Here is a 25,279-nt window from a genome sequence, read left to right as displayed (position 1 = left end):
TGTCGCGGGCACGCAGACGTCATTGATCTTCGAGCATCTACGCGGGGGAGCGCCCCTGTAGAGTCGCGGATCAGCTGGTAGCCGGGGCCGGGTCCTCCACGACGTCATTGGCGGTGCCGTCCTGGCCCACGATCCCGTTCTCATCCACCTCGTACACGTGCGCCTCGGCGATGTTGAAGAACGTGCCGACCACGCGCACCCGTCCGGATACCACGGCCCCGGCCAGGATCGGATGGTGAATAAGACGTTCCACCTGGATTGCCACATTCACGACGCCGAGCTGATCGACTTCGTTGAACCCGTGTGCCTCCGCGCTGGATCGTGCTGGGTGGTGTTCCTGGAATGCGATGAGGCTGTCGCGGGCGTAGTCGAGCCAGCGTCCCACCGGAGTGGTGGGCGTATCGGTCGATTCGGTCAGCAGTGCCTTCATCGCTCCGCATGAGGAATGCCCGCACACGACAACCGAACTCACGTTCAACTGGTTGATCGCGAAGTCGAGTGATGCGTCCACCGAGCCATCGGCCGGATCGGTGGGCACCACATTGCCCACATTGCGGATCGTGAACAGGTCGCCCGGGCCACTGGCCGTGATGACGTTGGGCAAGATGCGCGAGTCGCCGCAGGTGAGGAACAGCGCATCGGGATCCTGATAGTCCGCCAGCTCGCTGACATGGGGTCGCAGAGCGCCCGAACCGCGGCTGTTGTACTCGTTGATGCCGTCGATGATCGACGCGCCCGCGCCGTCGTTCTCGCTGCGGCGCCACGACCGCCACGGCACCAAACCAACAGCGCGCGAAACGAAATGCCGCTGTGGCCGGGTGGTGTGGGCGTGGTGCAGCTTGGCGTGTGAGGACTCGACGATCATCACGGTGCCGCCCGCGGCTTCGTGGGCGCGCTTCCAGTCGGAGATGGCCTCCGAGATGGCGTGGTCGACATAGTCGGCGTTGATCGCCAGCGTGACATGTGCGCCCGGGGGAACCGTGCTGAGCGTCTTGGTCAGCCGGGGGAGCGACAGGAAGCTCAGCGTGCCGTCGAGCTCGACATGCCACTGCCGCGATCCCTCGGTGCCGAACGGCCTGGCGTCCATGTGCGCCCGCATGACGCGGCCTACCAGGATGCCGATGGCCACCACGAGTCCGATGCCGACACCTTCGAGCAGGTTGAGGAACACGACGCTGATCATGGTAATGGCGTAAACAGCCAAATCGCCTGTGCGCCAAGCGAGTTTCATGTGAGCCAACTTGACCAGCTGGACACCGATGACGATCAGCAGACCGGCCAGCGCGGCCTTGGGGATGAGCTGCACCACGCTGCTGAACAGCGAGGCGAATAGCAGCACCCAGGCGCCGTGCAGGATCGCCGAAGCACGGGTCTTCGCGCCCGCGGCCACGTTGGTCGAGCTGCGGACGATCACGCCCGTGATGGGCAGGCCGCCGAGGAAGCCGGACACCATGTTGGCGCTGCCCTGGCCGATCATCTCGCGATCGAAATTGGTCCGGGGACCGGTGTGTAGCTTGTCGACGGCGACCGCGGACAGCAGCGACTCGACACTCGCGATGAGGGCGATGGTCAGCACACCCAGGAGCACCCCGGCCCAGTCGCCATCGGCAGGTCCGGTCAGGGTCGGCAGGCTCAGTGCGTCAAAGAAGTCGCCCGACAGGGAGATCCGCTCCGCCGGGGAGTTGGTGAGGACCGCGAAGGCGGTCGCGGTGACGATCGCAATCAGGGCCCCCGGGATCATGCGAATCTTGGGCGGCAGCTTGGGCCACAGCAGCAGGATCGCGATCACCATCACGCCGATGATGACGTCGGGCAGATGGTGATTGAGGACGCCCTGGGGCAGCGCCTTGAGGTTCTGCCACGCGGAGCTCTGTGATGAGCCACCCATGAGGACGTGTATCTGCTGCAGCGCGATGGTCACACCGATACCGCCGAGCATGGCGTGCACCACGACCGGCGCGATGGCGAGCGCCGCGCGGGCGATACGGCTCAGTCCGAACAGGATTTGCAGCAGGCCCGCACCGATGGTGATCAGGCAGGTCATCTGCCAGCCGAACTTGTTGATGAGCTCGGCCACCACGACGGTCAGGCCGGCGGCCGGGCCGCTGACCTGCAGCGGTGAACCGCCGATGGCGCCGGCGACGATGCCACCGACCACGGCCGCGATGAGACCCGCCATCAGCGGTGCACCGGAGGCGATCGCGATACCGAGCGAAAGCGGCAGCGCGACGAGGAATACGACGAGGGAGGCCGGGAGGTCGTGCCGCAGATTCTGCAGTAACGACGGCTTCGAAGCCTGCTCGGTGACGGAAGTCGTCATGACAGTAAGCCCTATCGGGAGGAAGGGTCGCGGCAGCAGCGGTTACACACCCATGCGCGACGAAATGGATAGATCAGTGGATGAGACGCGTAGGACGGCGTCATTGCCGTCACGGCGACGGCTCAGCGTCGATCTATCCCGAGGGTGATAAGGCGTTGTCGTCCCAAGTTGTCGGGGGCTCGCGAGAATACGAAACCCCGCGAGGCCAGCAGCGCCAACAGGGTGGCGCCCAAGAGCGCTGTCATCACGATCGCGGCCGGAACCGGTATCGAGGTGGGTTGCTGGCGGATACGCGTGGCGGTCGCGCTCAGCGGGCTCTTGACGTGCTCATGGGCCTCTTCGGGCAGCAGGTTCGATGCTGGCGAAGTTCCGATGATGGCTGTTCGCCAGCCAAACATCTGCCCATGTGTGGCCGGTCCGAGGAAACACAGGGTCGCAAGGAGGGCAATCGCGACGCCACCCACACGCGCGTATCGCTTGCGGCCCGACATGGGTTCCAGAGTACCAGTGCGGGCCTCAAACGGGTCGTATCGCAGCTAGGGATATGTTTCTGAGAGGAACCTGAGAGCAGGGCGCGACTCTGGCAAATGGTTGCCAGAGTCGTGACTACCGTCACAGCTGGTTGCTCGGCCGGTCGGGATTACACCCGATTGCGCGACCAAAAAAAGGCTCAACCAGGAGTTGACATCATCGCCTGGCAAATCGATCGGGTGATAGACATTTCGTAGCTCGAGTGAATGCCGTGTGGCGCCCTGGTGAACTTCCGCCGGTGCGGCAACGCTGTCCTCCTGATGCGCGCGTTTTTGGCGCTTGTAGTCGGGCGCCGGATCCGCCGTCTCGGCGCCGAGGATTAGGGTGACCGGCGTGACTAACATCGCGACCGGAGTACTCGGAGCGCAGGGCAAGGTTGGCCAGGCCATGTGTCAGGCCGTTGAGGCGGCGGACGATCTTGACCTGGTGGCCGCTGTGGACAAGGACGACTCGCTGGAGGCGCTCGCCGCCGCCCGCGTTGTCATCGACTTCACCCATCCAGACGTCGTCATGGACAATTTGAAGTTCTTGATAGGTCACGGCATTCATGCGGTTGTCGGTACGACCGGCTTCACCGACGAGCGGTTGGATCAGGTGCGGGCCTGGTTGGCGGACAGCCCGGGCACGGCGGTGCTGATCGCCCCGAACTTCGCGATCGGCGCGGTGTTGTCGATGAAGTTCGCGCAGCAGGCCGCCCGATTCTTCGAGTCGGTTGAGGTCATTGAGCTGCACCACCCCAACAAGGCGGACGCTCCCTCCGGGACGGCGACGCGAACCGCACGTTTGATCGCCGAGGCACGTAAGGGATTGCCGCCAAGCCCCGATGCCACCAGCACCGGGATCGAGGGAGCCCGTGGCGCCGATGTCGACGGGGTGCGTGTGCACGCGGTGCGTGTCGCCGGACTCGTCGCCCATCAAGAGGTGCTGTTCGGGACCACCGGCGAGACCTTGACCATCCGCCACGACAGCATCGACCGGTCGTCCTTCGCGCCGGGCGTGCTGCTGGCGGTGCGTAACGTCGCGGCCCGGCCCGGACTCACGATCGGCATCGAGCCCCTGCTGGAGCTGTAGTGTCGGCCGCAGCCCGGATCAAGATCCTCATCGCGTTCATGTGTGCGGCGATGGTCGTCTACTTCCTGATCCTGGGTCGGATGGGTGTCGCGTTGATCGACAGCGGGAAGCCCGCGGCGATCGGCATGGGTGTCGGCGTGCTGATCCTTCCGTTCATTGGTGTGTGGGCGATGATCGCCACCCTGCGTGCGGGTTTCGCGCATCAGCGACTCGCCGGTCTGGCCACCGAATTGGGCCGTGATCTCGATGTGAGCGCCCTGCGCAAGACGCCGTCGGGGCGTGTCAATCGCGACGATGCCGATGCGCTCTTCGCGACCGTCAAGGCGGAGGTCGAGGCAGAACCCGGCGATTGGGTGGGCTGGTACCGGCTGGCACGCGCGTATGACTACGCGGGGGACCGGGGCCGCGCACGCGAGACCATGCGCACCGCTGTGCAGATGCAGCAGGACGCGGCGGGATGAGCCGTCTACTGGTCGTGCATCACACCCCGTCACCGGCCACCCGGGAATTGTTGGAGGCGGTGCTGGCGGGTGCGAAGGACCCCGACATCTCCGGAGTCGAGGTGGTCGCCAGGCCGGCTCTCGCCGCGACCATCCCCGACATGCTGGATGCCGACGGGTACCTGTTTGGCACCACCGCGAATTTCGGGTACATGTCGGGGGCGCTCAAGCACTTCTTCGATACCGTCTACTACCCGAGCCTGGACCATGTCGCCGCACGCCCTTACGGCCTGTGGGTGCACGGCAACAACGACACGGTGGGCGCGGCGTCCGCGGTGGACAAGATCGCGACCGGGCTTGCGCTGGAGAAGGCTGCCGATGTACTCGAGGTGGCCGGGCCGATCGACGCATCCGCGCGCGAGCAGGCCTATAACCTTGGCGGCACGCTCGCCGCGATCTTGATGCATTGAGGAGACTGGCATGCCCGGACTTGCCGAACTTGCCCTGGGGGCTGCGCCCATCGCCGGGGGTGCCCTGCTGGGAGCGGTAGCGGGCAATCTCAAACCCCCAGACTTCCGGGCGCTGATCGCCAAAGACCTCGATCTGCTCGATCGCATCCCCGAGGAGCAGGCCGAACGTCGCGCCGCGTTTCAGCGCACCATCGATCAGCGGATCGATGACCTGATCGCGAGCACCGATCGGGGCCGTTCGCTGCGTGAGGCCGCTTTTTCCTACGGCGGCAGCTGGCGCGATGTCTTGGTGTTCGTCGGGGCTGTTCTGTTCACCGTGATCTGGTGGAACGTCGAGCACACCCGGACCAACTGGCTGGTGATGTTCCTGGTAATGCTGGCGTTGACTTTGATCGCGGGGTTCTATGCGTTGCGCACGACGCTGCGTGGGCTACAAAGCCTCGGCGGAAGATTGCGACATCGATCCCCGGGATCGCCGTAGCCGCGAGGAGCGGCAATTCCGTTGCGAATTCGAATCTGTCATCTCCGATATAGTCTGTTAAATCGGACTCCGGATATTACGCAATATTAATTCAGCTGAATATCTGGATATGCGGAGTATCCATATGATGGACATAGACTATCGCTTATCTATTCAGTCCATATGGAATCGGAATTTGCCTTGAACGCGACACTACATACGGCCAAAACCGTTGATGTTCAGCGGATGCTCTCGGTGGCAGAGTCGGAATTGAACCATCTGCGCAAGTACACAACGATCTGGTACGTGGCCTGGCTGCGCGGTGCCGTGGATGTAGCCGCATTGCGTGCGGCAGCGACGGTTCTGCAACGCAAGCATCCTTTCCTGGCCGCACGGGTCGATCCCGTCGGCCGCCGTTTTCGGGTCACCACCGAGCCCGTGCGAGCCTCGGTGGTGTCCCTGCGGGCTGAGCCGCTCGAGGACGTCGCAACGCTGCCGGTGCTCTCGCTCGATGATGGAACGTTTGCGGTCCTGGTCCATCCGCGGGAAGCCGGTAGCGCCGTCGCGGTAGGAGTGGATCATTCGATCGCGGACGCACGGCTAAGTTACGTCTACTTCTCTGAATTGTGGGAGATCTACACCGGGATTGTGACGACGGGCGAAGCTCCCCAGGCACAGCGCCAGCCAATTCCTGTGGCTCCGGAGTCCGCGATGGAGAGCCGGGGCCTGCTGCGAACCACACTTCCGGACAAACACTGGTTCGGCGCTACGACCTGGGGCGGTCGCCAGCAGGAAGGCCCCTCCGCGGCGCGGACCGTGTTGGGATGGAAGCAACGCTTCGACCCCGAGGTATCTGCGGCGTTGCGTGCGGCGGCACGGCAACGCCACACGACCGTCAACACGCTCGTCACCGGTGTCATCGCACTGGCGGAACGTGCGCTGATCCCTGTCGAGGGTAGCGTGCCGGTGAACCTCGGCTTCGAATCGCTTGTGGACTATCGCAAGCACCTGGCACCGCCCGCCGAACTCGGCGAGATCGCCAACGGAATCATGATCGCGCGAAGTCAAGTGACGGTCCGCGTAAACGATGACCCTGTGCATATCGGCGCCGAAGTGGCGCGTCAAATCACCGAGGACATCGACAGCGGATTCCTTGTGCAGAGTGTGCGCCACCTGGGTGACGGTTTCTTGGCAGGTGATTTCGGGCCGTTCATCCGGATCACCAATCCTGGAATTCTGCCCATCCCGCCTTTGCCGGCGAACCTGATCCTGGAGGACTTCGACGCTCAGCTCACCACACCACCACCCGCGATCACTGGGGATGCCCCCGTGCCGCAAGCATCCCGCTACGAGGTCTATTCCATCGGGGACGAGTTCACCATCGTCTGCAAATTTCCCGCCGAATCGCTCACCGATGCACAGGTGGGCGCGCTGCGCGCGGACATCGTGGCGCGGGTTGACGCACTCGAGACACGGTAGAAGGCGTTCTGTGCTGGGCGCTCTCGGTGCGTCGGGACCCGGGCACCGTCGGAGCCGCGAAGTAAGCTAGCTGCGTGCCCGTTCCCACTCCTTACGAGGATCTGCTGCGTCTCGTGCTCGACCAGGGCACGCCGAAGTCGGATCGCACCGGCACCGGCACGCGCAGCGTCTTCGGTCACCAGCTGCGCTACCGCCTGGACGACGGCTTCCCGCTGATCACCACCAAGAGGGTTCATCTGAAGTCGGTGATCTACGAGCTGCTGTGGTTCCTGCGCGGTGAATCCAATGTCCGCTGGCTCCAAGAGCGCGGGGTCACCATCTGGGACGAGTGGGCATCGGAGGCAGGCGAGCTGGGGCCGGTGTACGGGGTGCAATGGAGGTCCTGGCCCACCCCGTCGGGTGAGCACATCGACCAGATCAGCGCGGCGCTCGAGCTGTTGCGTTCCGACCCCGATTCGCGCCGCAACATCGTCTCGGCCTGGAACGTTGGCGAGATCCCGCAGATGGCGCTGCCGCCCTGTCATGCCTTCTTTCAGTTCTATGTCGCCGACGGCAAGCTGAGCTGCCAGCTGTATCAGCGCAGTGCCGACCTGTTCCTGGGGGTTCCCTTCAACATCGCGAGCTATGCGCTGCTCACCCACATGATGGCGGCGCAGGCGGGGCTCGGGGTGGGCGACTTCGTGTGGACCGGTGGCGACTGCCATATCTACGACAATCACATCGAGCAGGTCACCGAGCAGCTCAGCCGCGATCCCTATCCGTATCCCAGGTTGGTTCTGGCGCAGCGTGATTCGATTTTTGATTACCAGTACGAGGACATCACTGTCGAGAACTATCAGCATCATCCGGCCATCAAGGCGCCTGTCGCGGTATGACGGGAACCATCGGGCTGATCTGGGCACAATCCCGCGACGGTGTCATCGGTGCGGATGGTGCCATACCGTGGCGGCTACCGGAAGACCAGGCGCGTTTTAAGGCAATCACCATGGGGCACACGGTGATCATGGGGCGCAAGACGTGGGAGTCGCTGCCCAGCAGTGTGAGGCCACTGCCGGGGCGCCCCAATATCGTGCTGACCCGTGATGCGCTGTTCGAACCAGATGGCGCGTTGGCTGTCGGATGCGTGGACGCCGCGTTGGCCGCCTCCGACGAGGCCCCCTGGGTCATCGGAGGCGGGGAGATCTACCGGCTGTTCCTGCCCTTGGCGCAGCGATGCGAGGTGACGGTAATAGACGCCGATGTGGCGGGCGATGCCCTCGCGCCGGAGCTCGACGAGAGTTGGGTGGTCGAGGGAAGTGACTGGCAGACAAGCGCATCCGGATTGCGATACCAATTCCTGAGCTATCGGAAGGCCGACGTGTGAGGCACGCGCTGCGCCGGGTGGCCATCCTGATGGCCACCGCGGTGCTGGTGCTCACCGGTTGCAGCCGCGTCGTTGACGGCACCGCGTCCGCACCCGCGGAAGCCGCGGGCTGGGGGAGCAGTCAGGGCGCCGGTGTGACGGTCGGCGGCGCCGGTGATGTCGCCGCCGGGATCACCGTGTTCGTCGATTTTCAATGCCCGTTCTGCCAGCGATTCGAAGCCGAGTACGGCGAGGAGATCGCCAAGTACGTCACCGAGGGGCGACTGCAGGTGACCTATCGGCCGGTGAGTTTTCTGGACCCGATCTCGGTCAGCGGTGACTACTCGTCGCGGGCCGCTGCCGCTCTGTTCCTGATCGACAAGTCGGGTGCCGCTGACCCGGTGATCCTGGGTTTCATCGGCGAGATGTTCCGACGGCAACCGGCCGAAGGCATGGGGAACCTCACCAATTTGCAGATCAGCGACATTGCCGCCGGTGCCGGAGTGACGGGCGATGTGCTGCATGAGATTTCATCTCTTCAGGTCACCGATGCCGACCACCAAAGGACGGCGGGCAACGAGCAGCAGCTGACAGATCACGGCCTGGGCGGCGTCCCGGCCGTCATCGACGGCTCGGGGGAGATGATTGATCCGTCCGACGCCGACTGGCTGGCCCGCGTTGTGGGAGCCCGGTGAGCCGCTCGGCATTGAACGCCGGGCAGGCGCGCCGGATCGCGATTGCGGCGCAGGGCTTCGCCGGTCCGCCCGCGACGTCGGTGACCCGGGCGCACCTGCGCAAGCTCATTTCCAGAATCCAGGTGCTGCAACTGGATTCGGTGTCGGTCGCGGTGCGCGCCCACTATGCGCCGGTGTTCAGCAGGCTTGGGCCCTACGATCGCGCGCTCCTCGACGATGCGGCCTGGAGTCATAGCGCGCGCACGCCACGGCTGCTCATCGAGTACTGGGCGCACGAGGCGGCGTTGATGTCCATCCAGGACTGGCCGCTGATGCGATGGCGTATGCGCGAGTACCAACATGGGCGGTGGGCACGGAAGTTCGTCGAGGAGAATCCGCGCCTGGTCGAGGAGGTTCTCGCCGCCGTCGCCGAGCTCGGGCCGTGCACGGCCGGACAGATTGAGGCGTACCTGGAGCGGGAAGCACCGGGCCGCAAGGGCCCGTGGTGGGACCGCAGCGAGACCAAGTGGATTGCCGAAGCCCTGTTCTCTTCGGGTGAGCTGACCACCGATAAACGCGTCGGGTTCTCGCGGCATTACCAGCTGGCGCACAAGGTGATTCCCGCTGAGATCTACCAACGCGAGGTCTCCGATGAGGAGGCAGTGCTGGAACTCACGCGTCGTGCGGTGCGTGCGCTGGGCCTGGGAACCGAGGCTGACATCCGCGACTATTTCCGGCTCGCGGCGGGACAGATCAAACCGGCACTGGCCGCGCTCGCCGATGCGGGCGAAGTGGAGAAGGTGGCCGTCGACGGGTGGAACGCGCCGGCTTATCTGGACCCCGGGCAGACGATTCCACGCGTGGATCGTGGTACAGCGCTGCTATGTCCCTTTGATCCGCTGATCTTCTTCCGTCCCAGGGTCGAGCGCCTCTTCGACTTTCACTATCGCATCGAGATCTACACCCCGGCACCCAAGCGGCAGTACGGCTATTACGTCTGGCCGTTTCTGCTCGACGGGCATCTCGTCGGCAGGGTCGACCTCAAGGCTGATCGTGCGGCTGGGACCCTCAACGTCGTCGGGGCGTTCGCGGAGCAGGGGCAGGACGCGTCGCGCATCGCCGGGCCGTTGGCCGAACAGCTTCGCATCATGGCGTCCTGGCTCGGTCTTGAGAGAGTCGCCGTCGGGAAGCGCGGTGACGTGGTCAAACCCCTGGGCGTCGCCCTTCGAACGACACGCTGACCAGGTCGGTGACCTTCAGTGATCCCATCGCCATGGAAAACGGCTTCACCTGGTAGGTCCGCTGTGACACCTCTGTGGTGAGGCTCAGCTGCTGACTGTCACCGTCTTCGACAACGGCAAGGTCGATATCCACAACCTGGGTTATCCCGTGAATGGTCAGGGAACCATGCATGCGATAGCCGACGGCCGCCGCGGTGATCTTCTCGGCACGGAATTCGATAGTGGGAAATCGCCTGGCATCCAATGTCTTCAGCGCGTTGCTCCGCACGACCGCCTTCTCCGGTGTCGTGAGGGGCGTCAAGCCGCCCTCGCCGCTGTCGACTCGCAGCGAGTTCACATCGACAACGAGGGCAGCCGACGATGGTTGTCCGTCGGTTTCGTCGACGGAGATGGTCCAGGAGTCCATGACGATCGTGAGACGGTGGCCCATACGGGCCGCGCGTCCGGTGACGCCGGTGTGCAGGGTCAGCGTGCCGTGCTCGGGTCCGAGCGTCCAGGAGCTCACCGGCTGATCGTAAAGGTGGGGCCTATCGCGCCTGCGGGGAGCCGACCGGCAGCGGTTTGCGCCATTGATCGGTGTGCAGTTCGATCCTGGACTTCCCGGAACCGGACCACGACGTGTTCAGTCCGAAGTGCTGCGCCAGCTGCACAATTCTGCGTCCAACGATGGCGTCGGTACGTTCGTGAACCTGGGCCTCGGCGCCCGGATCGCCGCGCTGATACGCCTCCAGCAGGTCTGTCGGCAACCCAGGGTGGGCGCGAAACGCGCTGTACCCCAAGTAAAGAACCGGATGATCGTCGGCAAGGCGCAGCGCATCTTGCTCGTGGAAATAGGTGTATGCCCACTGGTGGTAGCGGTACCCATCGGGCGGATCCGGATTGACGGTGCGCTCGCCGTCGATCTCGGAGGTGGCACAGGTCGTGCAGCAGGCGAAGCACATGCGCGCGAGGATGCCCTCGGATTCCAGGTGGGCGAACGTGTACTGGAGCCGGCCGTAGTCGCCGGTGTCGGCCCATGTCGCCTGTTCGGCGAGACGCTCACTCCACATCTCCTGCACCAGTGCCACGGCCTCATCGGGATCGATCTGGCCGGAGTCGTCCACCCACTCGGCGACGGAATCTTCTACCTCGTCCCGTGACCAGAAACCGGCGACGAGGTACTCGCGGATGAAGCGCCGTAGCTCATCGCGATCACCGGTTTGCCATTCGAGAATGCGCACACGTCAAAGGTAGCTCGGGGAGTTGCGGGCTGCATGTCGAGAACACCGGCGGGCTTGTCCTGGTGATCGGTGGGCCACGGCCGCCGATAGGGTGTGGCGCGTGGCAGAGATCGTGCCGCTGCGTGTGCAGCTGATAGCGAAGACCGACTTCATCGCACCTCCGGATATTGACTGGAGTACCGATGCCGATGGCGGCCCGGCACTCGTCGAATTCGCCGGGCGGGCCTGCTACCAAAGCTGGTCCAAGCCCAACCCGCGCACTGCCACCAACGAGAGCTACCTGCGCCACGTCATCGAGGTGGGCCATCTCTCGCTGCTCGAGCACGCCTCGGTCACCTTCTACATCACCGGAATCTCCCGGTCGTGCACCCACGAGCTGATCCGCCACCGCCACTTCTCCTACTCGCAGCTGTCGCAGCGATTTGTCCCCGAAGCGGACTCCAACGTCGTGCTACCACCTGCCGTCGAGGACGATCCGGAGCTGGTGGAGCTGCTGCGCAAGGCCACCGATGCCAGCCGTGCGGCCTACGTCGAGCTCCTGGAGAAGCTGGAATCCAAGCTCGGCGACGTCCCCAATGCCGTGTTGCGGCGCAAGCAGGCGCGGCAGGCGGCCCGGTCGGTGCTGCCCAACGCCACCGAGACCCGCATCGTCGTGACCGGGAACTACCGGGCCTGGCGGCACTTCATCGCGATGCGCGCCAGCGAGCATGCAGACGTGGAGATTCGGCGTCTGGCGATCGCCTGCCTGCGCCAGCTCGCCGACCTGGCGCCGTCGATCTTTGGAGACTTCGACATCGCAACCCTGGCCGACGGCACCGAGGTCGCGATCTCCCCGCTGGTTTACGAGGGATAAGACACACGGGGCACGGCATATTCACTTGGTCGCGGCGGGTATTCTCATGCCGTGACAGCAGGCGAAACAGTGGCGCGGCTCGGCACCGTGCTCACCGCGATGGTGACTCCTTTCGATGCCGATGGCGCCCTTGACGTCGACACCGCGGTCCGGTTGGCCGCGCATCTGGTCGACGCCGGGTGCGATGGGCTCGTGCTCTCTGGCACCACCGGTGAGTCTCCCGTTACTTCCGATGCCGAGAAGCTGACCCTGCTGCGCGAGGTGGTGGCCGCCGTGGGCGACCGCGCACGCATCATCGCCGGGTCTGGCACCTACGACACCGCGCACAGCATCAAGCTTTCCCGGGAGTGCGAGGCCGCCGGGGCCGACGGGTTGCTGGTCGTCACCCCTTACTACTCGCGGCCCTCGCAGGCTGGGCTGCTGGCGCATTTCACCGCAGTCGCCGACGCGGTGAATGTGCCCGTCATCTTGTACGACATTCCGCCGCGCTCGGTCATCCCCATCGACTTCCACATCATCCGCGAGCTCGCCGCACACCCGAACATCGTGGCGGTCAAGGATGCCAAGGGCGATTTGCACGGTGGTGCCCAGGTCATCGCCGGTACCGACCTCGTCTACTACTCGGGTGACGACCCGCTGAACCTGCCCTGGCTGTCGGTGGGAGCGGTCGGATTCGTCAGCGTCATATCGCATTTCGTGGCCGGCCCGCTGCGCGAGTTGTTGGCCGCCTACAACGCCGGTGATGTGGAGACAGCTCGCAAGATTAATGCGCAGATCGCGCCGGTGACGGAGGCTTGCAGACGTCTGGGTGCCGTGGGGGCCATCAAGGCCGGGCTTCGGTTGCAGGGCATCGAGGTTGGCGATCCCCGCCTGCCGAATGTCCCGCCGAGCCCGGAGCAGATCGAGGGATTGGCTGCGGATATGCGCGCTGCCGGGGTGCTGTAGGTGGCTCTCACCCCACCCGATAACCTGCGTGCGCCCGGACCGCTCGCCGAGGGCGCGCTGCGTGTCACGGCCCTGGGCGGCATCAGCGAAATCGGCCGCAACATGACGGTTTTCGAGCTACGCGGCCGTCTGCTCATCATCGACTGCGGCGTGCTCTTCCCGGGCCATGAAGAGCCTGGCGTGGACCTGATCCTCCCGGATATCCGCCTTATCGAAGATCGTCTCGACGATGTCGAGGCGCTGGTCCTCACGCATGCGCACGAGGATCACATCGGCGCCATCCCATACCTGCTCAAGATGCGCCCCGATATCCCCGTCGTCGGCTCGGCGTTCACGCTGGCGCTGGTGGAAGCCAAGTGCCGCGAACACCGCATCACCCCGCGGTTCGTCAAGGTCGCCGAGGGCGAGCGGTCCACCCACGGCGCCTTTGAATGCGAGTACTTCGCGGTCAACCATTCCATTCCGGATGCTCTCGCCATCGCCGTGCACACCGAGGCCGGGACCGTCCTGCACACCGGCGATATCAAGCTTGATCCGCTGCCCCCGGACCGCCGCCCGACCGACTTGCCCGGACTTTCCGGGCTGGGTGACCGGGGAGTCGACCTGTTCCTCGTCGACTCCACTAACTCCGAAATTCCGGGTGTGGGCCCGTCGGAGAGCGAGATTGCCCCGACGCTCAACCGGCTCATCGAGACCGCCCGCGGCCGGGTGATTATCGCGTGTTTTGCCAGCAACGTGGCTCGGGTGCAACAGATTATCGATGCATCAGTGGCGCACGGCCGTCGCGTCGCACTGGTAGGCCGATCGATGGTGCGCAATATGGGCATCGCCCGAGATCTGGGCTTCCTCGACATCGACGACCGCAATCTCATCAACGTGGACGTCGCGAACGAGCTTGCACCGCAACGCGTCGTGATGATCACCACCGGTACGCAGGGCGAGCCGATGGCCGCGCTGTCACGGATGGCGCGTGGCGACCACCGCCAGATCACACTCACCACCGATGATTTGGTCATCCTGTCCTCGTCGTTGGTGCCTGGAAACGAAGAGGCGGTCTACGGCATCATCGACTCTCTCGCGAAGGTGGGCACCCGGGTGGTAACGAATACCCATGCGCGGGTCCATGTTTCAGGTCACGCCTACGCGGGAGAGCTGCTCTACCTGTACAACGCGGTGCGGCCACGTAATGTGATGCCGGTGCACGGCACCTGGCGGCATCTGCGCGCCAATGCGGGGCTAGCCGTCAAGACCGGTGTGGATGATGACCGAATCGTGTTGGCCGAGAACGGTGTGAGCGTCGATCTGCATAACGAGCGTGTTCGCATCTCCGGCCGCGTGCCGGTGGGCAAGATGTTCGTTGACGGTCTGGTCGACGGCGACGTATCCGATGTCACTGTGGGCGAGCGCCTGGCCCTGGGTGGCGGGGGATTCATTGCGATCACCGTCGCGGTGCGCAGTGATGGGCGTGCCGTCGGCAGGCCGCAGCTGTTCTCGCGCGGCTTCTCCGATGATGCCAAGGCGCTCGACCCGGTGACCGAGCTCGTCATAGCGGAGCTGAATTCGCTTGCCGAACAATCGGTTACCGATACCGGCCGCATCGCGCAGGCTGTGCGGCGCGTCGTGGGCAAGTGGGTTGGCGAGAAGTACCGTCGCCAGCCGATGATCGTGCCGACCGTGTTGACCGTGGGCTAGGTCTTTTGGGCGAGCACGGTCCGTTCCAGTTCTGTGGTCGAAAGGCTGCGTCCAGCGGGTGCCAGATAGCGCTCCTGGAACTCGGGACCGCTGACATCCTCGATGACCCGCCAGCCGTACTCGGCGAGCAGGGGTGCCACCGCCCCGGGTGCGAGGCCGAACATCCATACCTGGCTGCGTAGCCGAAACCTTTTGTACAGGATCGTGTTCCCGTACAGGTTCGAGCCATCGATGAAATCGCGTTGCACGTAGGTGAAGGCCAGACGGCTGCCCGGTGCGGCGGTGCTCAGGTAGTCCAGTGTCGACCGGACCGCCGGTTCGGGAATGTACTGCGTGACGCCCTCCCAGATGAAGAAGGTGCGCGCGGTGACGTCGTGCCCGGCCCGGCGTAACGCGTCGCCCAGATCGTCGTGCTGGAACTCGACAGGAACAAGGTGGACAGACGGCGGTAGTGCGCCGACCGCCTTCTGGATCGCGCGCCGCTTGGCCGCGATGTTGACCGGCTGATCGACCTCGAATACCGGTACCGGGGAGCTTCGCGCCAGTCGGCATCCGCGGGTGTCCATTCCGGCACCCATATTGACGACCGATTCCCATGTGCCCGCGGACGAGGCCAGCTGGTCATCGATGTAGCGCTTACGGCACACGAAAATAGACCAGGCGCCCTGACCGCTTCGCTCCGCGAGCCTGATCAGCAGGTTCCGCAGCGTGGTCCAGGCGGTGACGCGGACACACCATCGCAGTCCTGCGGGCAGGATTCGGGCGGCTAGACCGTCATCGACGATCCGGGACCCGCGCGGCTCGTGCTGCTCGATCGCCGCGATGGCCATGGGGCCGTACGCGGTCTGCGCTGCGGGGTTTGTCCGTGCCATGTCTAGCGCCTGTTGGTGAACCCGGCGTCGACCGGAAGCGCGACACCGGTGACATAGCGGGCGTCCTCCGACACCAGCCATGCCACCGCGTTGGCCATGTCCTCGGGAGGCATGAGAACTACCGGCAAGGCATGGCCGGTATCAGACATGCCTTCGGGAGCGCCGTTGGCGAACAGTTCTTCCGTCACCGGATTCACCAGCATGGGCGTCGCGACACCACCCGGGTGGATCGTATTCACTCGAATATTATGTGGCGCAAGCATGTTGGCATAGGACCGCATGAGCCCGACCAGCCCGTGTTTGGCGGCGGTGTACGCCAGCCCGCCCGGGGTGTTCATCACCATGCCGGTCAGTCCGGCTACCGAGCTGGTCAGCACGATCGAACCACCGGCGCCCCGCTCCACCATCGACGGCCGGGCCACCTCGATCGTGTGATACACGCCGGTGAGGTTGACATCGAGTACATCGGTCCAGCCCTCCTCGCCACTTTCGGGAGTGAGGGTGGCGATACCGGCGTTGGCGACCACGATGTCGACGGGCCCGAGGGCCTCGACGCCGGCATCGAAGGCTGCCCGCAGTGCTGCCCGGTCACGCACATCGGTCTCATGTGCCGAGATGGCGCGCCCCAGGGCGTCGACCTCCTTGACGGTGAGGTCCAGGTCCTCGGTGGTGGCCATCGGATACTCGACCGAGGGGATCTGTGCGCAGATATCGACCGCGATGATGTCGGCTCCCTCCGAAGCCAGCTTGATCGCGTGGGCGCGGCCCTGCCCGCGGGCCGCGCCGGTGATAAAGGCGACCTTGCCGTCTAGCTTGCCCATATCAGTGCGTCAGATCACCCTTGGCGGGATCGCCTGCTGGAAGTGATTCGGCAACAACGATTTCCGGAGCTTGACTCAGCAGCGGGCCCACCTTACCGAACATCGCGGTGACGGCAGGCGCCTTCCCGTGTTCCGCCAGTGCCTCGTTGCTCGCCCAGGACTCTACGAAGACGAAGCGATCATGTGCCTCATGCAGGGAGTAGAGATTGCAGCCCGGCTCGTCGTGCACCTGGGGGATGGTTTCGAGAAGCGCGGCACGGACCTCGTCGCGCTTATCCGGCTGGGGATACAAGAACGCCACCACAGTGGGCATGGAACACCTCTCGTCGTTGGGAGTCGATCGAATTCCACCGTACCGAAACAGTCTCGAGGGGCCGTCGGTCGATAGGCTGTGCGGGTATCGAGGGAGGGATATGACCGATCAACACCCTGTGGCCGGGCTACCGATCCGCACCGAGGTTGTCCTCACCGAGGATGGACGAGGCAAGCTTACGAATGGCGCGCTTCGTACCGTCGCACGATCACGGGCCGTCTGGATTTTGCTCGTTGGCGCCGTGCTGTACGTCGCGTTCTTCTTCGTGTTTGTTGAGGCTCCCGCCGGTGTAGTGATCCTGATCGTCGTGGTCGCGGCGGCAGCCCTGATCGCGTCGAGAATTCGATCTCGTACTCGGCTGTCCATGCAGGCGATACCTGTCGGGACGGTACAGCGCGCCGAGTTCGGAGCGTCGGAGTTCACGTTCTGGGTACTGCGTCCGACGGCGAATGCTCTACTAGGGCAATCTTTTCTGACTACTCGGCTCATGATCCTGCGCGACTACACCGAGATCAAGAACGTGGTGGTGAACGACAACGCCGTGGGAATCCTGTTCTCGGCTCGGCCGGGAACGCGTGAGGCCTTCCCTCGTGAACTCTTCCCCGACCATGCGCTTGCGCTGATGTCCCGATACACCAAGGTCACCGGGAAGTGGGTGCCGCTGGCACGGACGAATTGACCCAGACGGAGTACTCGTCGAGTGCGGCATTGAGACGCGCGCGATCAACGCGCGTGCCGATTTGTTGGGCCCCCACCAGGATGCTGAATCCGATGCGCGCCAGGGTGTCCGCCCGGCCCGGTTCGAACCCGGCGTCGATGTAGTGCTTGGTGAGGTGTTTGTGCCGTACCTGGTCCACGCGGTGCTGCGCCGCGGCGACGTAGCGGTCGGCCATCGCCCAGGCGCGAATGGCCTTCTCCACCTCGTGATCTGCCTCGCGAGCGGCCTGTTCCAGTACGGCCAGCCGTTCCCGCGGGTTGTCGACCTCGTCCACGCGCTGGCGCTGTGCGGTAGTGACGTCGTTCTCCCAGTAGTCGATGACTGCCCGGTAGAAACCGGCGCCGCTGCCGAAGTGGTGGTACAGCGAGCCCGTTGTCACGCCGATCCTTCGGCATACCGCCGTTGTGGTGAGCGCGGGCTTGCCGCCCGCGGCCAGTAGTTCGAACGCGGCAGTGAAGTAGTCATGGCGGGCGACCTTCTCGGTCATGTATCCGACCATAGATGAATCTACGTGCGAGGGAAGGCGAATCTGAAAGGTAGCTGTGTCTATTTTGGTGGATGTTTCAGTTAACAATTTGTGTATGATTTATCACGTGGTACTGCACGCGAAATACGTAGTGCAGTGATACTGGGAAACAGGGGAGGTACTAGCGATGTCGCAAAAATGGTTTGCGATGGTGGGCGCGGTAGCAGGTTTGGCGATGTCGGTGGGAACGGCGTTGCCCGCTGCGGCAGACCCGCCGAAGGACCCGTACCCGGATACCAGCAAGTACGCGAAGTTCGACTTCGAGGGGTTCCGGATCGCCGACAAGCCTGGCGTGTGGTTTTCATCCACCTCCGGACTGAGCTGCGGCATTTGGGACGACGGCAGCTTCGGCTGCAATGGCGTTATCCCAGGAGCTCCAGCTGGCACCAATCAGGTGGGCTGGTTCTCCGGTGAGGGGTCCGCGCATTTTGATAACACCGAGCAGATTCGATTCACGTCCGGAGAAGCGCAGAGGGTACTGCCGGCCAATAACTACATCGAGTATCGCAATGTTCGTTGCGCGACAACGCCCGAGAATCATCTGTACTGCGGCGGAGCGGGTTCCGGTAAGGGCGGCTATTCGGGTGCCCGGTTCCTCATTACGCCAGGCAAGACCTGGTTGGGCAACGAGCAGTAGCCGCTAATTGCGTGGGGCGTGCGGCACCGGGCAGCCTGCCGGTGTCGCCGCCGTCGCGTCATGGTGGGTGTATGAGGTGTCGTGCATGCCGCCGAGCTTGGCCAGCGCCTGATTGATGACCGTCGCCGACCACCACAGCAGCTCGCCATTGCGTTGTTGTGCACGGCGTTTGGCGCCTGGCAGGCTGTCGGTCAGGCGGCGCAACTGGACGTTGGCGTGTACCGCGATACCCGTCAGCCACGTCCACGGTTGCAGCCGGGCGTCGCGCAGGGGAGTGGCGCGCACGAGTGCCCGCACCAGATCCTCACCGCCGTAGTACGCGGCGACACCGAGAACCGGAGTGAACACGAGCCGGCCAATGCGTCCCGCAATTCCCCTGTCGACAAAGCCGAATGCCGCAGTCATCATGACGTCGGTCCATTCCGAGGGGCCACCGGCGTAGGCGACCATGTAGTCCATGGTCTCCATCCCCTCCGCCACGGACTTGGGGATCAGTTCGTCGGCCACACCGAATACGTAGGCGATGTACGCCCAATACATCACGGCGGCTTCAAGATCGGCGATGCTGCGGGTGCGCCCGTGCTGATGGTCGATCAGCGGCGGGATGAGCCCGAAGGTCATCGCGGCACCCATCATCATGGAATTGGAAATCGGGTTGCCGTGGTGGGCGAACTGTTCGTCTCCCCAGGAGCGCCGGAGTCCGGCACGCACCTGTGCGTGCATCAGACGCACCAGGACGGTGTCCTTGAAAGGCTGCGAAAAGCGTTCCAGAGCACCGCGATAGGTCATCTTGCGAAACCATGCGGTGGTTTCCAGGTTGCGGCGCAGGGTGTCGTTGACGAATCTGCCGGTCGCGCCGGTGGCGTAGGCAACCTCGTCGCCCACAAACGTGCCGAAGGTATCGCCGAAGCCCATACCGAACTTGGCCGCCAATGACGAGTTGTTCCACAGCTGCCGCCCGCGTTCCCAGAGCGCGGGGTCGTACCACGCGGGTGGATTGTCGAGCTGCTCGAACAACGCGACGAACTCCGCCGGCGGATTCTCAATCGATTCGATGCCGTGGTCGAGGGCCCGGGTGAGCATCGCCCGACCCTGGCGAGCGGGCATCTTGCGGATGCGGTCCACGACCGCATCCATCAGTTCGTCGCCCTGCCAGAGATGATCGGCGAGCAGTCGGGTGCGCGGCGTCTCTCTGGGGACCTCATGGAAGTCCATCCACGGAGTCAGGATGTCCCTGCGGGACTGAGTCCACATCGCGTCGAATCGCAACCGAGCTGGTGCGGGGCGCAGAGCCATCCCTGCCCGCCAGTAGTAGTCGTTGGGATGCGTGCTGACTGTCGATAGGGCGCCGTTGCCACTCATGGGGACAGGCTAGCGAGCGCCAGGGCATGTTGGCAACACTCATTGTCAAGTGTCTGGCCGGTTTTCCCTCGCAGGGGCGACGGGGTCAATAGAATCGGCCTCGCTATTTTGCTGACTGGGTAACCACGAATATCGGGAGGGGTTGGAATGCGGCTGCTGACTCAGTTGGCGGGCATCATCGCGCTGACACTGGGGCTTATTGTCGGATCGGTGGCCTCCGCGGCGGCGGATCCCGACATCTCGGGGGACCCGAATCCATATCCCGACGTCAACAACATCACCAAGTTCAAACAGGCCGACTTCGAGCAGTTCCTGCGTGATGACACCGACGGGGCCTGGTTCGCGACGCCTCGCGGATTGACCTGTGCGATCTGGATCGACGGGAGTTTCGGCTGCAACGGTTCGTTCCCCGGGGCGCCCGCCGGCACGAACCAGGTGGCCTGGTTCCCGGGCGATTGGCGTGCTCATTTCGACGCGACGGGCGAGTCACTGTTCACTCCCGCGACGCGGCCGCCGGTGCTCGCGCCGGGTAACTACTTCAATTACCGCGCCGTCAAATGTGCCGTCACCAAAGACGAGGGCGTCTATTGCTTCCGGGGACATTCGGCCAGCAGTTTCAACGGCGACCAGTTCTACATCGCCGCGAATCAGTCCTGGCTGGGCGAGACTAAGCCGCGCCCCGACCGCTAAGCCGGGTTTCTCAGGTCACGGGACTGTCTCGGGGCGGCCTCGCGTAGGTGACAAAACATTTGCTTACTAGCGGTTTTACCCGTGTTGCAGATGGTGCGGATGTGACTGTTGCGACTAGGCTGTCGCCATGGCGAGTAAGACTGTCAGCCGTTCGCGCGGCCGCAACACCAAGCCGGGACCCCGGTCGCGCAACACTGCGCCGACCCGTCGTCCGGCGCCCCGTCGCCGCAATCAGCGTCGTAGCCAGCACTGGACGACGCCATTGGTGGCGTTGGGCCGCGGGGCGCGCACCGGGTGGCATGCCTGCGCCCATGGCGTCGGGTCGTTGTTCCGGTCGGTGGGCCGCGCTCACGACATCGAGCATGGCCATCGGCGCGACGGCATCGCGCTGGCGTTGCTGGGCCTGGCGTTCGTGGTGGGCGCGAGCTCGTGGTTCCACGCCGCCAAGCCGGTGGGCGGCTGGATTGACGATGTCTTCCGTGCGGTGGTGGGCTCCGGTGTGGCGCTGGTTCCGGTCATCGCACTCGTCATCGCCGTGTTCTTGATGCGCACCGAGCCGAACCCGGAGGAGCGTCCGCGCCTGCTGCTCGGCTTCGCCATGGTCGCGCTGCCGATCCTCGGCCTGTGGCACCTGTTCGCGGGTTCGCCCGATTCCCCGGAGGGGCGCTCGGCCGCAGGAGGATTCGTCGGTTTTGTGATCGGCGGACCGCTCGCGCAGGGCCTCACCGCCTGGATCGCCGCGCCGCTGCTCGTGATGGCGATCGTTTTCGGTGTACTACTGCTGACCGGCACCACGATCCGCGACATCCCCGACACCCTGCGGAACATGTTCTCGCCCCAGGAGTATGACGAGTGGGACGACGAGGACCTGGACCCGGAGTGGGATGAAGAGGATCTCGAGCCGGAAGACGACTATGAGGCGACTCGCGAATTCAAGCGCGGGACAACGCCGATGGAGAACTACCCGCTCGAGGAAGAGGGAGCCGCGGCCCCCGAGCCTCCCGCCGCACCCGCGCCCAAGCCAGTACCGGTGGTCAAACCGACCAAGAAGGCCAAGCCCAAAGCACAGATGCCCGTTGTCGATCGGGTGGTCGAGGGCCCGTATGTGCTGCCCTCGCTGGATCTGCTCATCGCGGGAGACCCGCCGAAAGAGAGCAGCGCGGCGAACGACGACATGATCGCGGCGATCACCGGGGTACTGGAGCAGTTCAAGGTCGATGCGGCCGTCACCGGCTTCAACCGCGGCCCCACCGTCACCCGCTACGAGGTGGAACTCGGCCCTGGCGTCAAGGTGGAGAAAATCACCGCGCTGCAACGCAATATTGCCTATGCGGTGGCCACCGATAGCGTGCGCCTACTCGCGCCGATCCCCGGCAAGTCCGCGGTGGGCATCGAGGTGCCGAATACCGACCGGGAGATGGTGCGGCTGGCCGATGTGCTGACCGCGCCCGAGACCCGCAGGGATCACCATCCGCTGTTGATCGGCCTGGGCAAGGACATCGAGGGCGACTTCATCTCCGCCAACCTGGCCAAGATGCCGCACTTGCTGGTGGCCGGATCTACCGGTTCGGGTAAGTCGAGCTTCGTCAACTCGATGCTCGTCTCACTGCTGGCACGCGCCACGCCGGAGGAGGTCAGGATGATCCTGATCGACCCCAAGATGGTGGAACTGACGCCCTACGAAGGTATTCCGCACCTGATCACCCCGATCATCACCTCGCCGAAGAAGGCCGCGGCCGCTCTGGCGTGGCTGGTGGAGGAGATGGAGCAGCGCTACCAGGACATGCAGGCCAGCCGGGTCCGGCACATCAACGACTTCAACGCGAAGGTGCGCTCTGGCGAGATCACCACACCGCTGGGCAGCCAGCGTGAATATCGCCCGTACCCCTTCATTCTCGCCGTCGTCGACGAGCTTGCCGACCTCATGATGACCGCGCCCCGTGATGTCGAGGACGCCATCGTGCGCATCACCCAGAAGGCACGTGCGGCCGGTATCCACCTGGTGCTGGCCACTCAGCGCCCGTCGGTGGACGTCGTCACCGGCCTCATCAAGACGAATGTGCCATCGCGCCTTGCCTTTGCGACGTCATCGCTTACCGACAGCCGCGTCATCCTGGACCAGCCAGGCGCCGAGAAGCTCATCGGTATGGGTGACGGACTGTTCCTGCCGATGGGGGCCGGGCGGCCCATTCGCATGCAGGGCGCCTTCATCACCGATGAAGAGATCAGCGCCGTGGTGTCAGCCGCCAAGGAACAGGCCGAGCCCGACTACACCGAGGGCGTCACCGCCGCCAAGGTCGGCGGCGGTCCCGGTAAGGACGATGTCGATCCTGACATCGGTGACGATATGGACGCCTTCTTGCAGGCCGTCGAGCTCGTGGTGTCGAGTCAATTCGGCTCGACCTCGATGCTGCAGCGCAAGCTGCGGGTCGGCTTCGCCAAGGCGGGCCGCCTCATGGATCTGATGGAGACACGCGGAATCGTGGGCCCCAGTGAGGGATCCAAGGCGCGCGAGGTCATGGTGAAACCCGAGGATCTGGGCAGTGTGATGGCCTCGATCCGTGGCGGCGGGGGAGCCGACGAGGAAGACGAAGACGACGGCGGAGTGCCGGAAGACTTCTAAGTCCCCGAAGACTTCTCGGTGTCGTCGTCGCGCCGCAATGCGATGGCGTCGCCCACATCGAAGGACGTGAACCCTTCGGGAGCGGCGATTTCCACGATCGGCTCCTCGCGGTTGTCCCACTCCAAACGCAGCGCCGTGCTCATCACCGCGTGCATCTCGTACATGGCCGTGATGTAGGTGAGCTCCAGGATCTCCTCATCGGACAGGTGGGCTTTCAGCGCGGTGAACACCCCGTCGGGTACTCGTCCGCCGTCCAGTACCAGGCAGTCGGTGTAGGCCAGTACCGCCCGTTGTGCGGGGGTGAAGCACTCGGCGGTACTCCACGACGGGATCGCGGAGATCATCTCCTCGGAGATGCCGACAATGCGGCACGATTTGCAGTGCTGGGAGAAGACGAACTGGCTGCGACGTGCCCAGCCGGCCCGGGTCTGTCCGAGCTCACGCAAAACCGGATCCAGCTTGCGATCGGGGCTGCGGTAGAACGCGAAACCCTGGACCGAGTGCTTCAGGGCGTCGGGCACGAGCGCAAAAACCGTCCACCAGTCACCGGGTGTGCCGGTAGTGGTCCCCGGAGCGGTGACCGGATCGCGATCGCCGAAGATCTGGTCGTACATGCGATGGACAAGTCGGTCGTCGGTTTCGGCGCGGGACACTTGGCGCAGTCGTGGCATGCCCCGATCATGGCCGACGATGGCGCCGCGAGGGCCCTGATGCGCGGAATCAGAGGTGGACGAGCATCCGGGTATTGCCCAGCGTGTTGGGCTTCACGTAGCTCAGGTCGAGGAACTCGGCCACGCCCGTGTCATAGGACCGGCACATCTCCTCGTACACCTCGGCGGTCACCGGGGTGCCCTCGATCTCGCGGAATCCGTGTTTGGTGAAGAAGTCGACCTCGAAAGTCAGCACGAACACTCTTTGGAGTTCCAGATCCCTGGCGACATCGAGCAGGCGGCTGACAATCGCGTGCCCGACTCCGGCTCCCTTGAGCCTGGGGTGCACCGCGATGGTGCGCACCTCACCGAGGTCCGACCACAGCACGTGCAGGGCGCCACAGCCGACGATTTCCCCGTCGAGTTCGGCCACCCAGAACTCCTGGACCGCCTCGTACAGCGTCACCAGGTTCTTCTCCAGCAGGATGCGTCCGGCGTAGACGTCGACAAGCGCCTTGATGGCGGGCACATCGGAGGTACGGGACCGGCGAACGGTCACCGTGGGAGTCGTGTGCCCCAGATTCCCTGAGATGCCGGATGTACCTTCAGCGCTCATGCGTGAACAGTAGCCAGCCCCAGAACAGATAGGGTGTTTGACGTGCCGATGCCACCGGAAACCCAGCCTGATTCCGAGGCTTCGGCTGCGCCGGTGCCGCTGCTGAACATTGCCAACATTCTCACGGTGCTGCGCATCGTGCTGATACCGGTGTTCATCGTCGTCTTGTTCACCGAGGGCGGGCACCAATCTTCCTGGCGCATTGCCGCTTTCGGGGTGTTCGCGCTGGCCATCGCCACCGACCGATACGACGGCGTACTCGCCCGCCGCTATGGGCTGGTCACCCCATTCGGCCAGCTCGCCGACCCGATCGCCGATAAGGCGCTCATCGGCGCGGCGCTGATCGGGCTCAGTATGCTCGGAGATCTCCCGTGGTGGGTGACCGCGGTCATCCTGGTACGTGAGGTCGGAATCACGGTGCTGCGCTTCTCGGTGCTCCGCCATGGTGTGATCCCGGCAAATCGGGGCGGCAAGCTCAAGACCATGGTCCAGTCGTTGGCGATCGCCGGCTATCTGCTGCCGTTGACGGGGAATTGGCACACCGCTGCGATGGTCCTCATGGGGCTGGCGGTGGTCCTCACGGTCCTCACCGGCATCGACTACCTGGTGCAGGCACTGCGTCCCCGGCCTAAATCCGCATAACCCGGGGCTAGATCCCTGCCGCGACGTCCTGATCCTTGAGGCGCGCGGTTTACTGGCGGTCTTGGCCTGCT

At 64.5% G+C, this 25,279-nt stretch carries 28 protein-coding genes; 17 read left to right on the top strand and 11 right to left on the bottom strand.

The window, feature by feature from the left end; genetic code table 11:
- Positions 1–70: 70 nt before the first annotated feature.
- On the bottom strand, positions 71–2,320 hold the full coding sequence (locus B4400_RS14590; protein WP_078311017.1) for a SulP family inorganic anion transporter: 2,250 nt from the start codon (positions 2,318–2,320) through the stop codon (positions 71–73).
- A 122-nt stretch (positions 2,321–2,442) separates the two neighbouring features.
- On the bottom strand, positions 2,443–2,718 hold the full coding sequence (locus tag B4400_RS14585; RefSeq protein WP_078311147.1) for a hypothetical protein: 276 nt from the start codon (positions 2,716–2,718) through the stop codon (positions 2,443–2,445).
- Positions 2,719–3,193: 475 nt separating this feature from the next.
- On the opposite strand from B4400_RS14585, the gene dapB reads away from it, so the two are divergent.
- From dapB to B4400_RS14540, 9 genes are all read left to right on the top strand, one after another.
- Positions 3,194–3,922, top strand: coding sequence for a 4-hydroxy-tetrahydrodipicolinate reductase (gene dapB, locus B4400_RS14580; protein WP_170915016.1), 729 nt, complete (start codon positions 3,194–3,196; stop codon positions 3,920–3,922).
- Positions 3,922–4,383, top strand: coding sequence for a hypothetical protein (locus tag B4400_RS14575; RefSeq protein ID WP_078311016.1), 462 nt, complete (start codon positions 3,922–3,924; stop codon positions 4,381–4,383). The genes dapB and B4400_RS14575 overlap by 1 nt, the downstream gene beginning before the upstream one ends.
- Complete coding sequence (locus B4400_RS14570; protein WP_078311015.1) at positions 4,380–4,832, top strand: flavodoxin family protein; 453 nt, start codon at positions 4,380–4,382, stop codon at positions 4,830–4,832. Before B4400_RS14575 ends, B4400_RS14570 begins: the two co-directional genes overlap by 4 nt.
- Positions 4,833–4,842: 10 nt before the next feature.
- On the top strand, positions 4,843–5,313 hold the full coding sequence (locus tag B4400_RS14565; RefSeq protein ID WP_078311014.1) for a hypothetical protein: 471 nt from the start codon (positions 4,843–4,845) through the stop codon (positions 5,311–5,313).
- A 180-nt stretch (positions 5,314–5,493) separates the two neighbouring features.
- Complete coding sequence (locus B4400_RS14560) at positions 5,494–6,771, top strand: phthiocerol/phthiodiolone dimycocerosyl transferase family protein (RefSeq protein ID WP_078311145.1); 1,278 nt, start codon at positions 5,494–5,496, stop codon at positions 6,769–6,771.
- Positions 6,772–6,845: 74 nt separating this feature from the next.
- Positions 6,846–7,646, top strand: a complete 801-nt coding sequence (locus B4400_RS14555) for a thymidylate synthase (protein WP_078311013.1) — start codon at positions 6,846–6,848, stop codon at positions 7,644–7,646.
- The gene (locus B4400_RS14550) at positions 7,643–8,134 is read left to right on the top strand and encodes a dihydrofolate reductase (RefSeq protein WP_078311012.1); all 492 of its coding nucleotides are present in this window, start codon (positions 7,643–7,645) and stop codon (positions 8,132–8,134) included. The genes B4400_RS14555 and B4400_RS14550 overlap by 4 nt, the downstream gene beginning before the upstream one ends.
- Before the next feature lie 29 nt (positions 8,135–8,163).
- A complete protein-coding gene (locus B4400_RS14545) occupies positions 8,164–8,808 on the top strand; it encodes a DsbA family protein (protein ID WP_078311144.1) in 645 nt (214 codons plus the stop codon).
- Complete coding sequence (locus B4400_RS14540) at positions 8,805–10,028, top strand: winged helix-turn-helix domain-containing protein (protein WP_078311011.1); 1,224 nt, start codon at positions 8,805–8,807, stop codon at positions 10,026–10,028. The genes B4400_RS14545 and B4400_RS14540 overlap by 4 nt, the downstream gene beginning before the upstream one ends.
- On the opposite strand, the gene B4400_RS14535 is transcribed toward B4400_RS14540, so the two are convergent.
- Both B4400_RS14535 and B4400_RS14530 read right to left on the bottom strand, forming a co-directional pair.
- The gene (locus tag B4400_RS14535; protein WP_078311010.1) at positions 9,991–10,533 is read right to left on the bottom strand and encodes a YceI family protein; all 543 of its coding nucleotides are present in this window, start codon (positions 10,531–10,533) and stop codon (positions 9,991–9,993) included. The genes B4400_RS14540 and B4400_RS14535 overlap by 38 nt on opposite strands.
- Before the next feature lie 22 nt (positions 10,534–10,555).
- Positions 10,556–11,248, bottom strand: a complete 693-nt coding sequence (locus tag B4400_RS14530; protein ID WP_078311009.1) for a DUF6891 domain-containing protein — start codon at positions 11,246–11,248, stop codon at positions 10,556–10,558.
- 100 nt (positions 11,249–11,348) lie between these two features.
- Here B4400_RS14530 and thyX point away from each other — a divergent pair, with 100 nt between their 5' ends.
- From thyX to B4400_RS14515, 3 genes are all read left to right on the top strand, one after another.
- The gene (gene thyX, locus B4400_RS14525; protein WP_078311008.1) at positions 11,349–12,101 is read left to right on the top strand and encodes an FAD-dependent thymidylate synthase; all 753 of its coding nucleotides are present in this window, start codon (positions 11,349–11,351) and stop codon (positions 12,099–12,101) included.
- 69 nt (positions 12,102–12,170) lie between these two features.
- Positions 12,171–13,046, top strand: coding sequence for a 4-hydroxy-tetrahydrodipicolinate synthase (dapA, locus tag B4400_RS14520; RefSeq protein ID WP_078311007.1), 876 nt, complete (start codon positions 12,171–12,173; stop codon positions 13,044–13,046).
- Positions 13,047–14,738 (top strand): ribonuclease J, encoded by a 1,692-nt coding sequence (locus B4400_RS14515; protein WP_078311006.1) that lies wholly within the window; start codon positions 13,047–13,049, stop codon positions 14,736–14,738. It abuts the gene before it with no gap.
- On the opposite strand, the gene B4400_RS14510 is transcribed toward B4400_RS14515, so the two are convergent.
- The 3 genes from B4400_RS14510 to B4400_RS14500 are packed head-to-tail and all read right to left on the bottom strand — an operon-like array spanning position 14,735 to position 16,744.
- Positions 14,735–15,610, bottom strand: coding sequence for an SAM-dependent methyltransferase (locus tag B4400_RS14510; RefSeq protein WP_078311005.1), 876 nt, complete (start codon positions 15,608–15,610; stop codon positions 14,735–14,737). The two genes, B4400_RS14515 and B4400_RS14510, sit on opposite strands and share 4 nt — an antisense overlap.
- 2 nt (positions 15,611–15,612) lie before the next feature.
- Positions 15,613–16,431 carry a mycofactocin-coupled SDR family oxidoreductase gene (locus B4400_RS14505; RefSeq protein ID WP_078311004.1) on the bottom strand — a complete coding sequence of 273 codons (819 nt, stop codon included), beginning with the start codon at positions 16,429–16,431 and terminating at the stop codon, positions 15,613–15,615.
- A 1-nt stretch (position 16,432) separates the two neighbouring features.
- A complete protein-coding gene (locus B4400_RS14500) occupies positions 16,433–16,744 on the bottom strand; it encodes a putative quinol monooxygenase (RefSeq protein WP_078311003.1) in 312 nt (103 codons plus the stop codon).
- 100 nt (positions 16,745–16,844) lie between these two features.
- Here B4400_RS14500 and B4400_RS14495 point away from each other — a divergent pair, with 100 nt between their 5' ends.
- Complete coding sequence (locus B4400_RS14495; protein ID WP_078311002.1) at positions 16,845–17,423, top strand: hypothetical protein; 579 nt, start codon at positions 16,845–16,847, stop codon at positions 17,421–17,423.
- Here B4400_RS14495 and B4400_RS14490 read toward each other — a convergent pair.
- Complete coding sequence (locus tag B4400_RS14490; RefSeq protein ID WP_078311143.1) at positions 17,386–17,949, bottom strand: TetR/AcrR family transcriptional regulator; 564 nt, start codon at positions 17,947–17,949, stop codon at positions 17,386–17,388. The genes B4400_RS14495 and B4400_RS14490 overlap by 38 nt on opposite strands.
- 166 nt (positions 17,950–18,115) lie before the next feature.
- Between B4400_RS14490 and B4400_RS14485 the strand changes: the two genes are divergently transcribed.
- Positions 18,116–18,625, top strand: coding sequence for a hypothetical protein (locus B4400_RS14485; RefSeq protein WP_078311001.1), 510 nt, complete (start codon positions 18,116–18,118; stop codon positions 18,623–18,625).
- Between the two features lie 3 nt (positions 18,626–18,628).
- On the opposite strand, the gene B4400_RS14480 is transcribed toward B4400_RS14485, so the two are convergent.
- Positions 18,629–19,987 (bottom strand): oxygenase MpaB family protein, encoded by a 1,359-nt coding sequence (locus tag B4400_RS14480; protein WP_078311000.1) that lies wholly within the window; start codon positions 19,985–19,987, stop codon positions 18,629–18,631.
- Positions 19,988–20,134: 147 nt separating this feature from the next.
- Here B4400_RS14480 and B4400_RS14475 point away from each other — a divergent pair, with 147 nt between their 5' ends.
- Both B4400_RS14475 and B4400_RS14470 read left to right on the top strand, forming a co-directional pair.
- Entirely contained in the window at positions 20,135–20,677 is a 543-nt protein-coding gene (locus tag B4400_RS14475) for a hypothetical protein (RefSeq protein WP_078310999.1), read from the top strand.
- A 127-nt stretch (positions 20,678–20,804) separates the two neighbouring features.
- Entirely contained in the window at positions 20,805–23,300 is a 2,496-nt protein-coding gene (locus tag B4400_RS14470) for an FtsK/SpoIIIE family DNA translocase (RefSeq protein ID WP_078310998.1), read from the top strand.
- Here B4400_RS14470 and B4400_RS14465 read toward each other — a convergent pair.
- Complete coding sequence (locus B4400_RS14465) at positions 23,297–23,971, bottom strand: carboxymuconolactone decarboxylase family protein (protein WP_078310997.1); 675 nt, start codon at positions 23,969–23,971, stop codon at positions 23,297–23,299. The genes B4400_RS14470 and B4400_RS14465 overlap by 4 nt on opposite strands.
- A gap of 49 nt (positions 23,972–24,020) precedes the next feature.
- Positions 24,021–24,566 (bottom strand): amino-acid N-acetyltransferase, encoded by a 546-nt coding sequence (locus tag B4400_RS14460; protein WP_139360260.1) that lies wholly within the window; start codon positions 24,564–24,566, stop codon positions 24,021–24,023.
- A gap of 42 nt (positions 24,567–24,608) precedes the next feature.
- Between B4400_RS14460 and pgsA the strand changes: the two genes are divergently transcribed.
- On the top strand, positions 24,609–25,208 hold the full coding sequence (pgsA, locus tag B4400_RS14455) for a CDP-diacylglycerol--glycerol-3-phosphate 3-phosphatidyltransferase (RefSeq protein WP_078311141.1): 600 nt from the start codon (positions 24,609–24,611) through the stop codon (positions 25,206–25,208).
- Positions 25,209–25,279: the final 71 nt, after the last annotated feature.

The sequence above is a fragment of the Mycobacterium sp. D16Q13 genome (assembly GCF_002013375.1).
In the GTDB taxonomy this organism is placed as follows: Bacteria; Actinomycetota; Actinomycetes; order Mycobacteriales; family Mycobacteriaceae; genus Mycobacterium.
This window is presented reverse-complemented; position numbering and strand designations above follow the sequence as displayed.

Excerpts from the sequence above, each read along its gene's own strand:
- B4400_RS14590 (WP_078311017.1), bottom strand. The coding sequence starts at position 2,320 with ATGACGACTTCCGTCACCGAGCAGGCTTCGAAGCCGTCGTTACTGCAG.
- B4400_RS14585 (WP_078311147.1), bottom strand. The coding sequence starts at position 2,718 with ATGTTTGGCTGGCGAACAGCCATCATCGGAACTTCGCCAGCATCGAAC.
- B4400_RS14570 (WP_078311015.1), top strand. The coding sequence starts at position 4,380 with ATGAGCCGTCTACTGGTCGTGCATCACACCCCGTCACCGGCCACCCGG.
- B4400_RS14565 (WP_078311014.1), top strand. The coding sequence starts at position 4,843 with ATGCCCGGACTTGCCGAACTTGCCCTGGGGGCTGCGCCCATCGCCGGG.
- B4400_RS14550 (WP_078311012.1), top strand. The coding sequence starts at position 7,643 with ATGACGGGAACCATCGGGCTGATCTGGGCACAATCCCGCGACGGTGTC.
- B4400_RS14545 (WP_078311144.1), top strand. The coding sequence starts at position 8,164 with ATGGCCACCGCGGTGCTGGTGCTCACCGGTTGCAGCCGCGTCGTTGAC.
- B4400_RS14510 (WP_078311005.1), bottom strand. The coding sequence starts at position 15,610 with ATGGCACGGACAAACCCCGCAGCGCAGACCGCGTACGGCCCCATGGCC.
- B4400_RS14505 (WP_078311004.1), bottom strand. The coding sequence starts at position 16,431 with ATGGGCAAGCTAGACGGCAAGGTCGCCTTTATCACCGGCGCGGCCCGC.
- B4400_RS14500 (WP_078311003.1), bottom strand. The coding sequence starts at position 16,744 with ATGCCCACTGTGGTGGCGTTCTTGTATCCCCAGCCGGATAAGCGCGAC.
- B4400_RS14495 (WP_078311002.1), top strand. The coding sequence starts at position 16,845 with ATGACCGATCAACACCCTGTGGCCGGGCTACCGATCCGCACCGAGGTT.
- B4400_RS14490 (WP_078311143.1), bottom strand. The coding sequence starts at position 17,949 with ATGACCGAGAAGGTCGCCCGCCATGACTACTTCACTGCCGCGTTCGAA.
- B4400_RS14485 (WP_078311001.1), top strand. The coding sequence starts at position 18,116 with ATGTCGCAAAAATGGTTTGCGATGGTGGGCGCGGTAGCAGGTTTGGCG.
- B4400_RS14480 (WP_078311000.1), bottom strand. The coding sequence starts at position 19,987 with ATGAGTGGCAACGGCGCCCTATCGACAGTCAGCACGCATCCCAACGAC.
- B4400_RS14475 (WP_078310999.1), top strand. The coding sequence starts at position 20,135 with ATGCGGCTGCTGACTCAGTTGGCGGGCATCATCGCGCTGACACTGGGG.
- B4400_RS14470 (WP_078310998.1), top strand. The coding sequence starts at position 20,805 with ATGGCGAGTAAGACTGTCAGCCGTTCGCGCGGCCGCAACACCAAGCCG.
- B4400_RS14465 (WP_078310997.1), bottom strand. The coding sequence starts at position 23,971 with ATGCCACGACTGCGCCAAGTGTCCCGCGCCGAAACCGACGACCGACTT.
- B4400_RS14460 (WP_139360260.1), bottom strand. The coding sequence starts at position 24,566 with ATGAGCGCTGAAGGTACATCCGGCATCTCAGGGAATCTGGGGCACACG.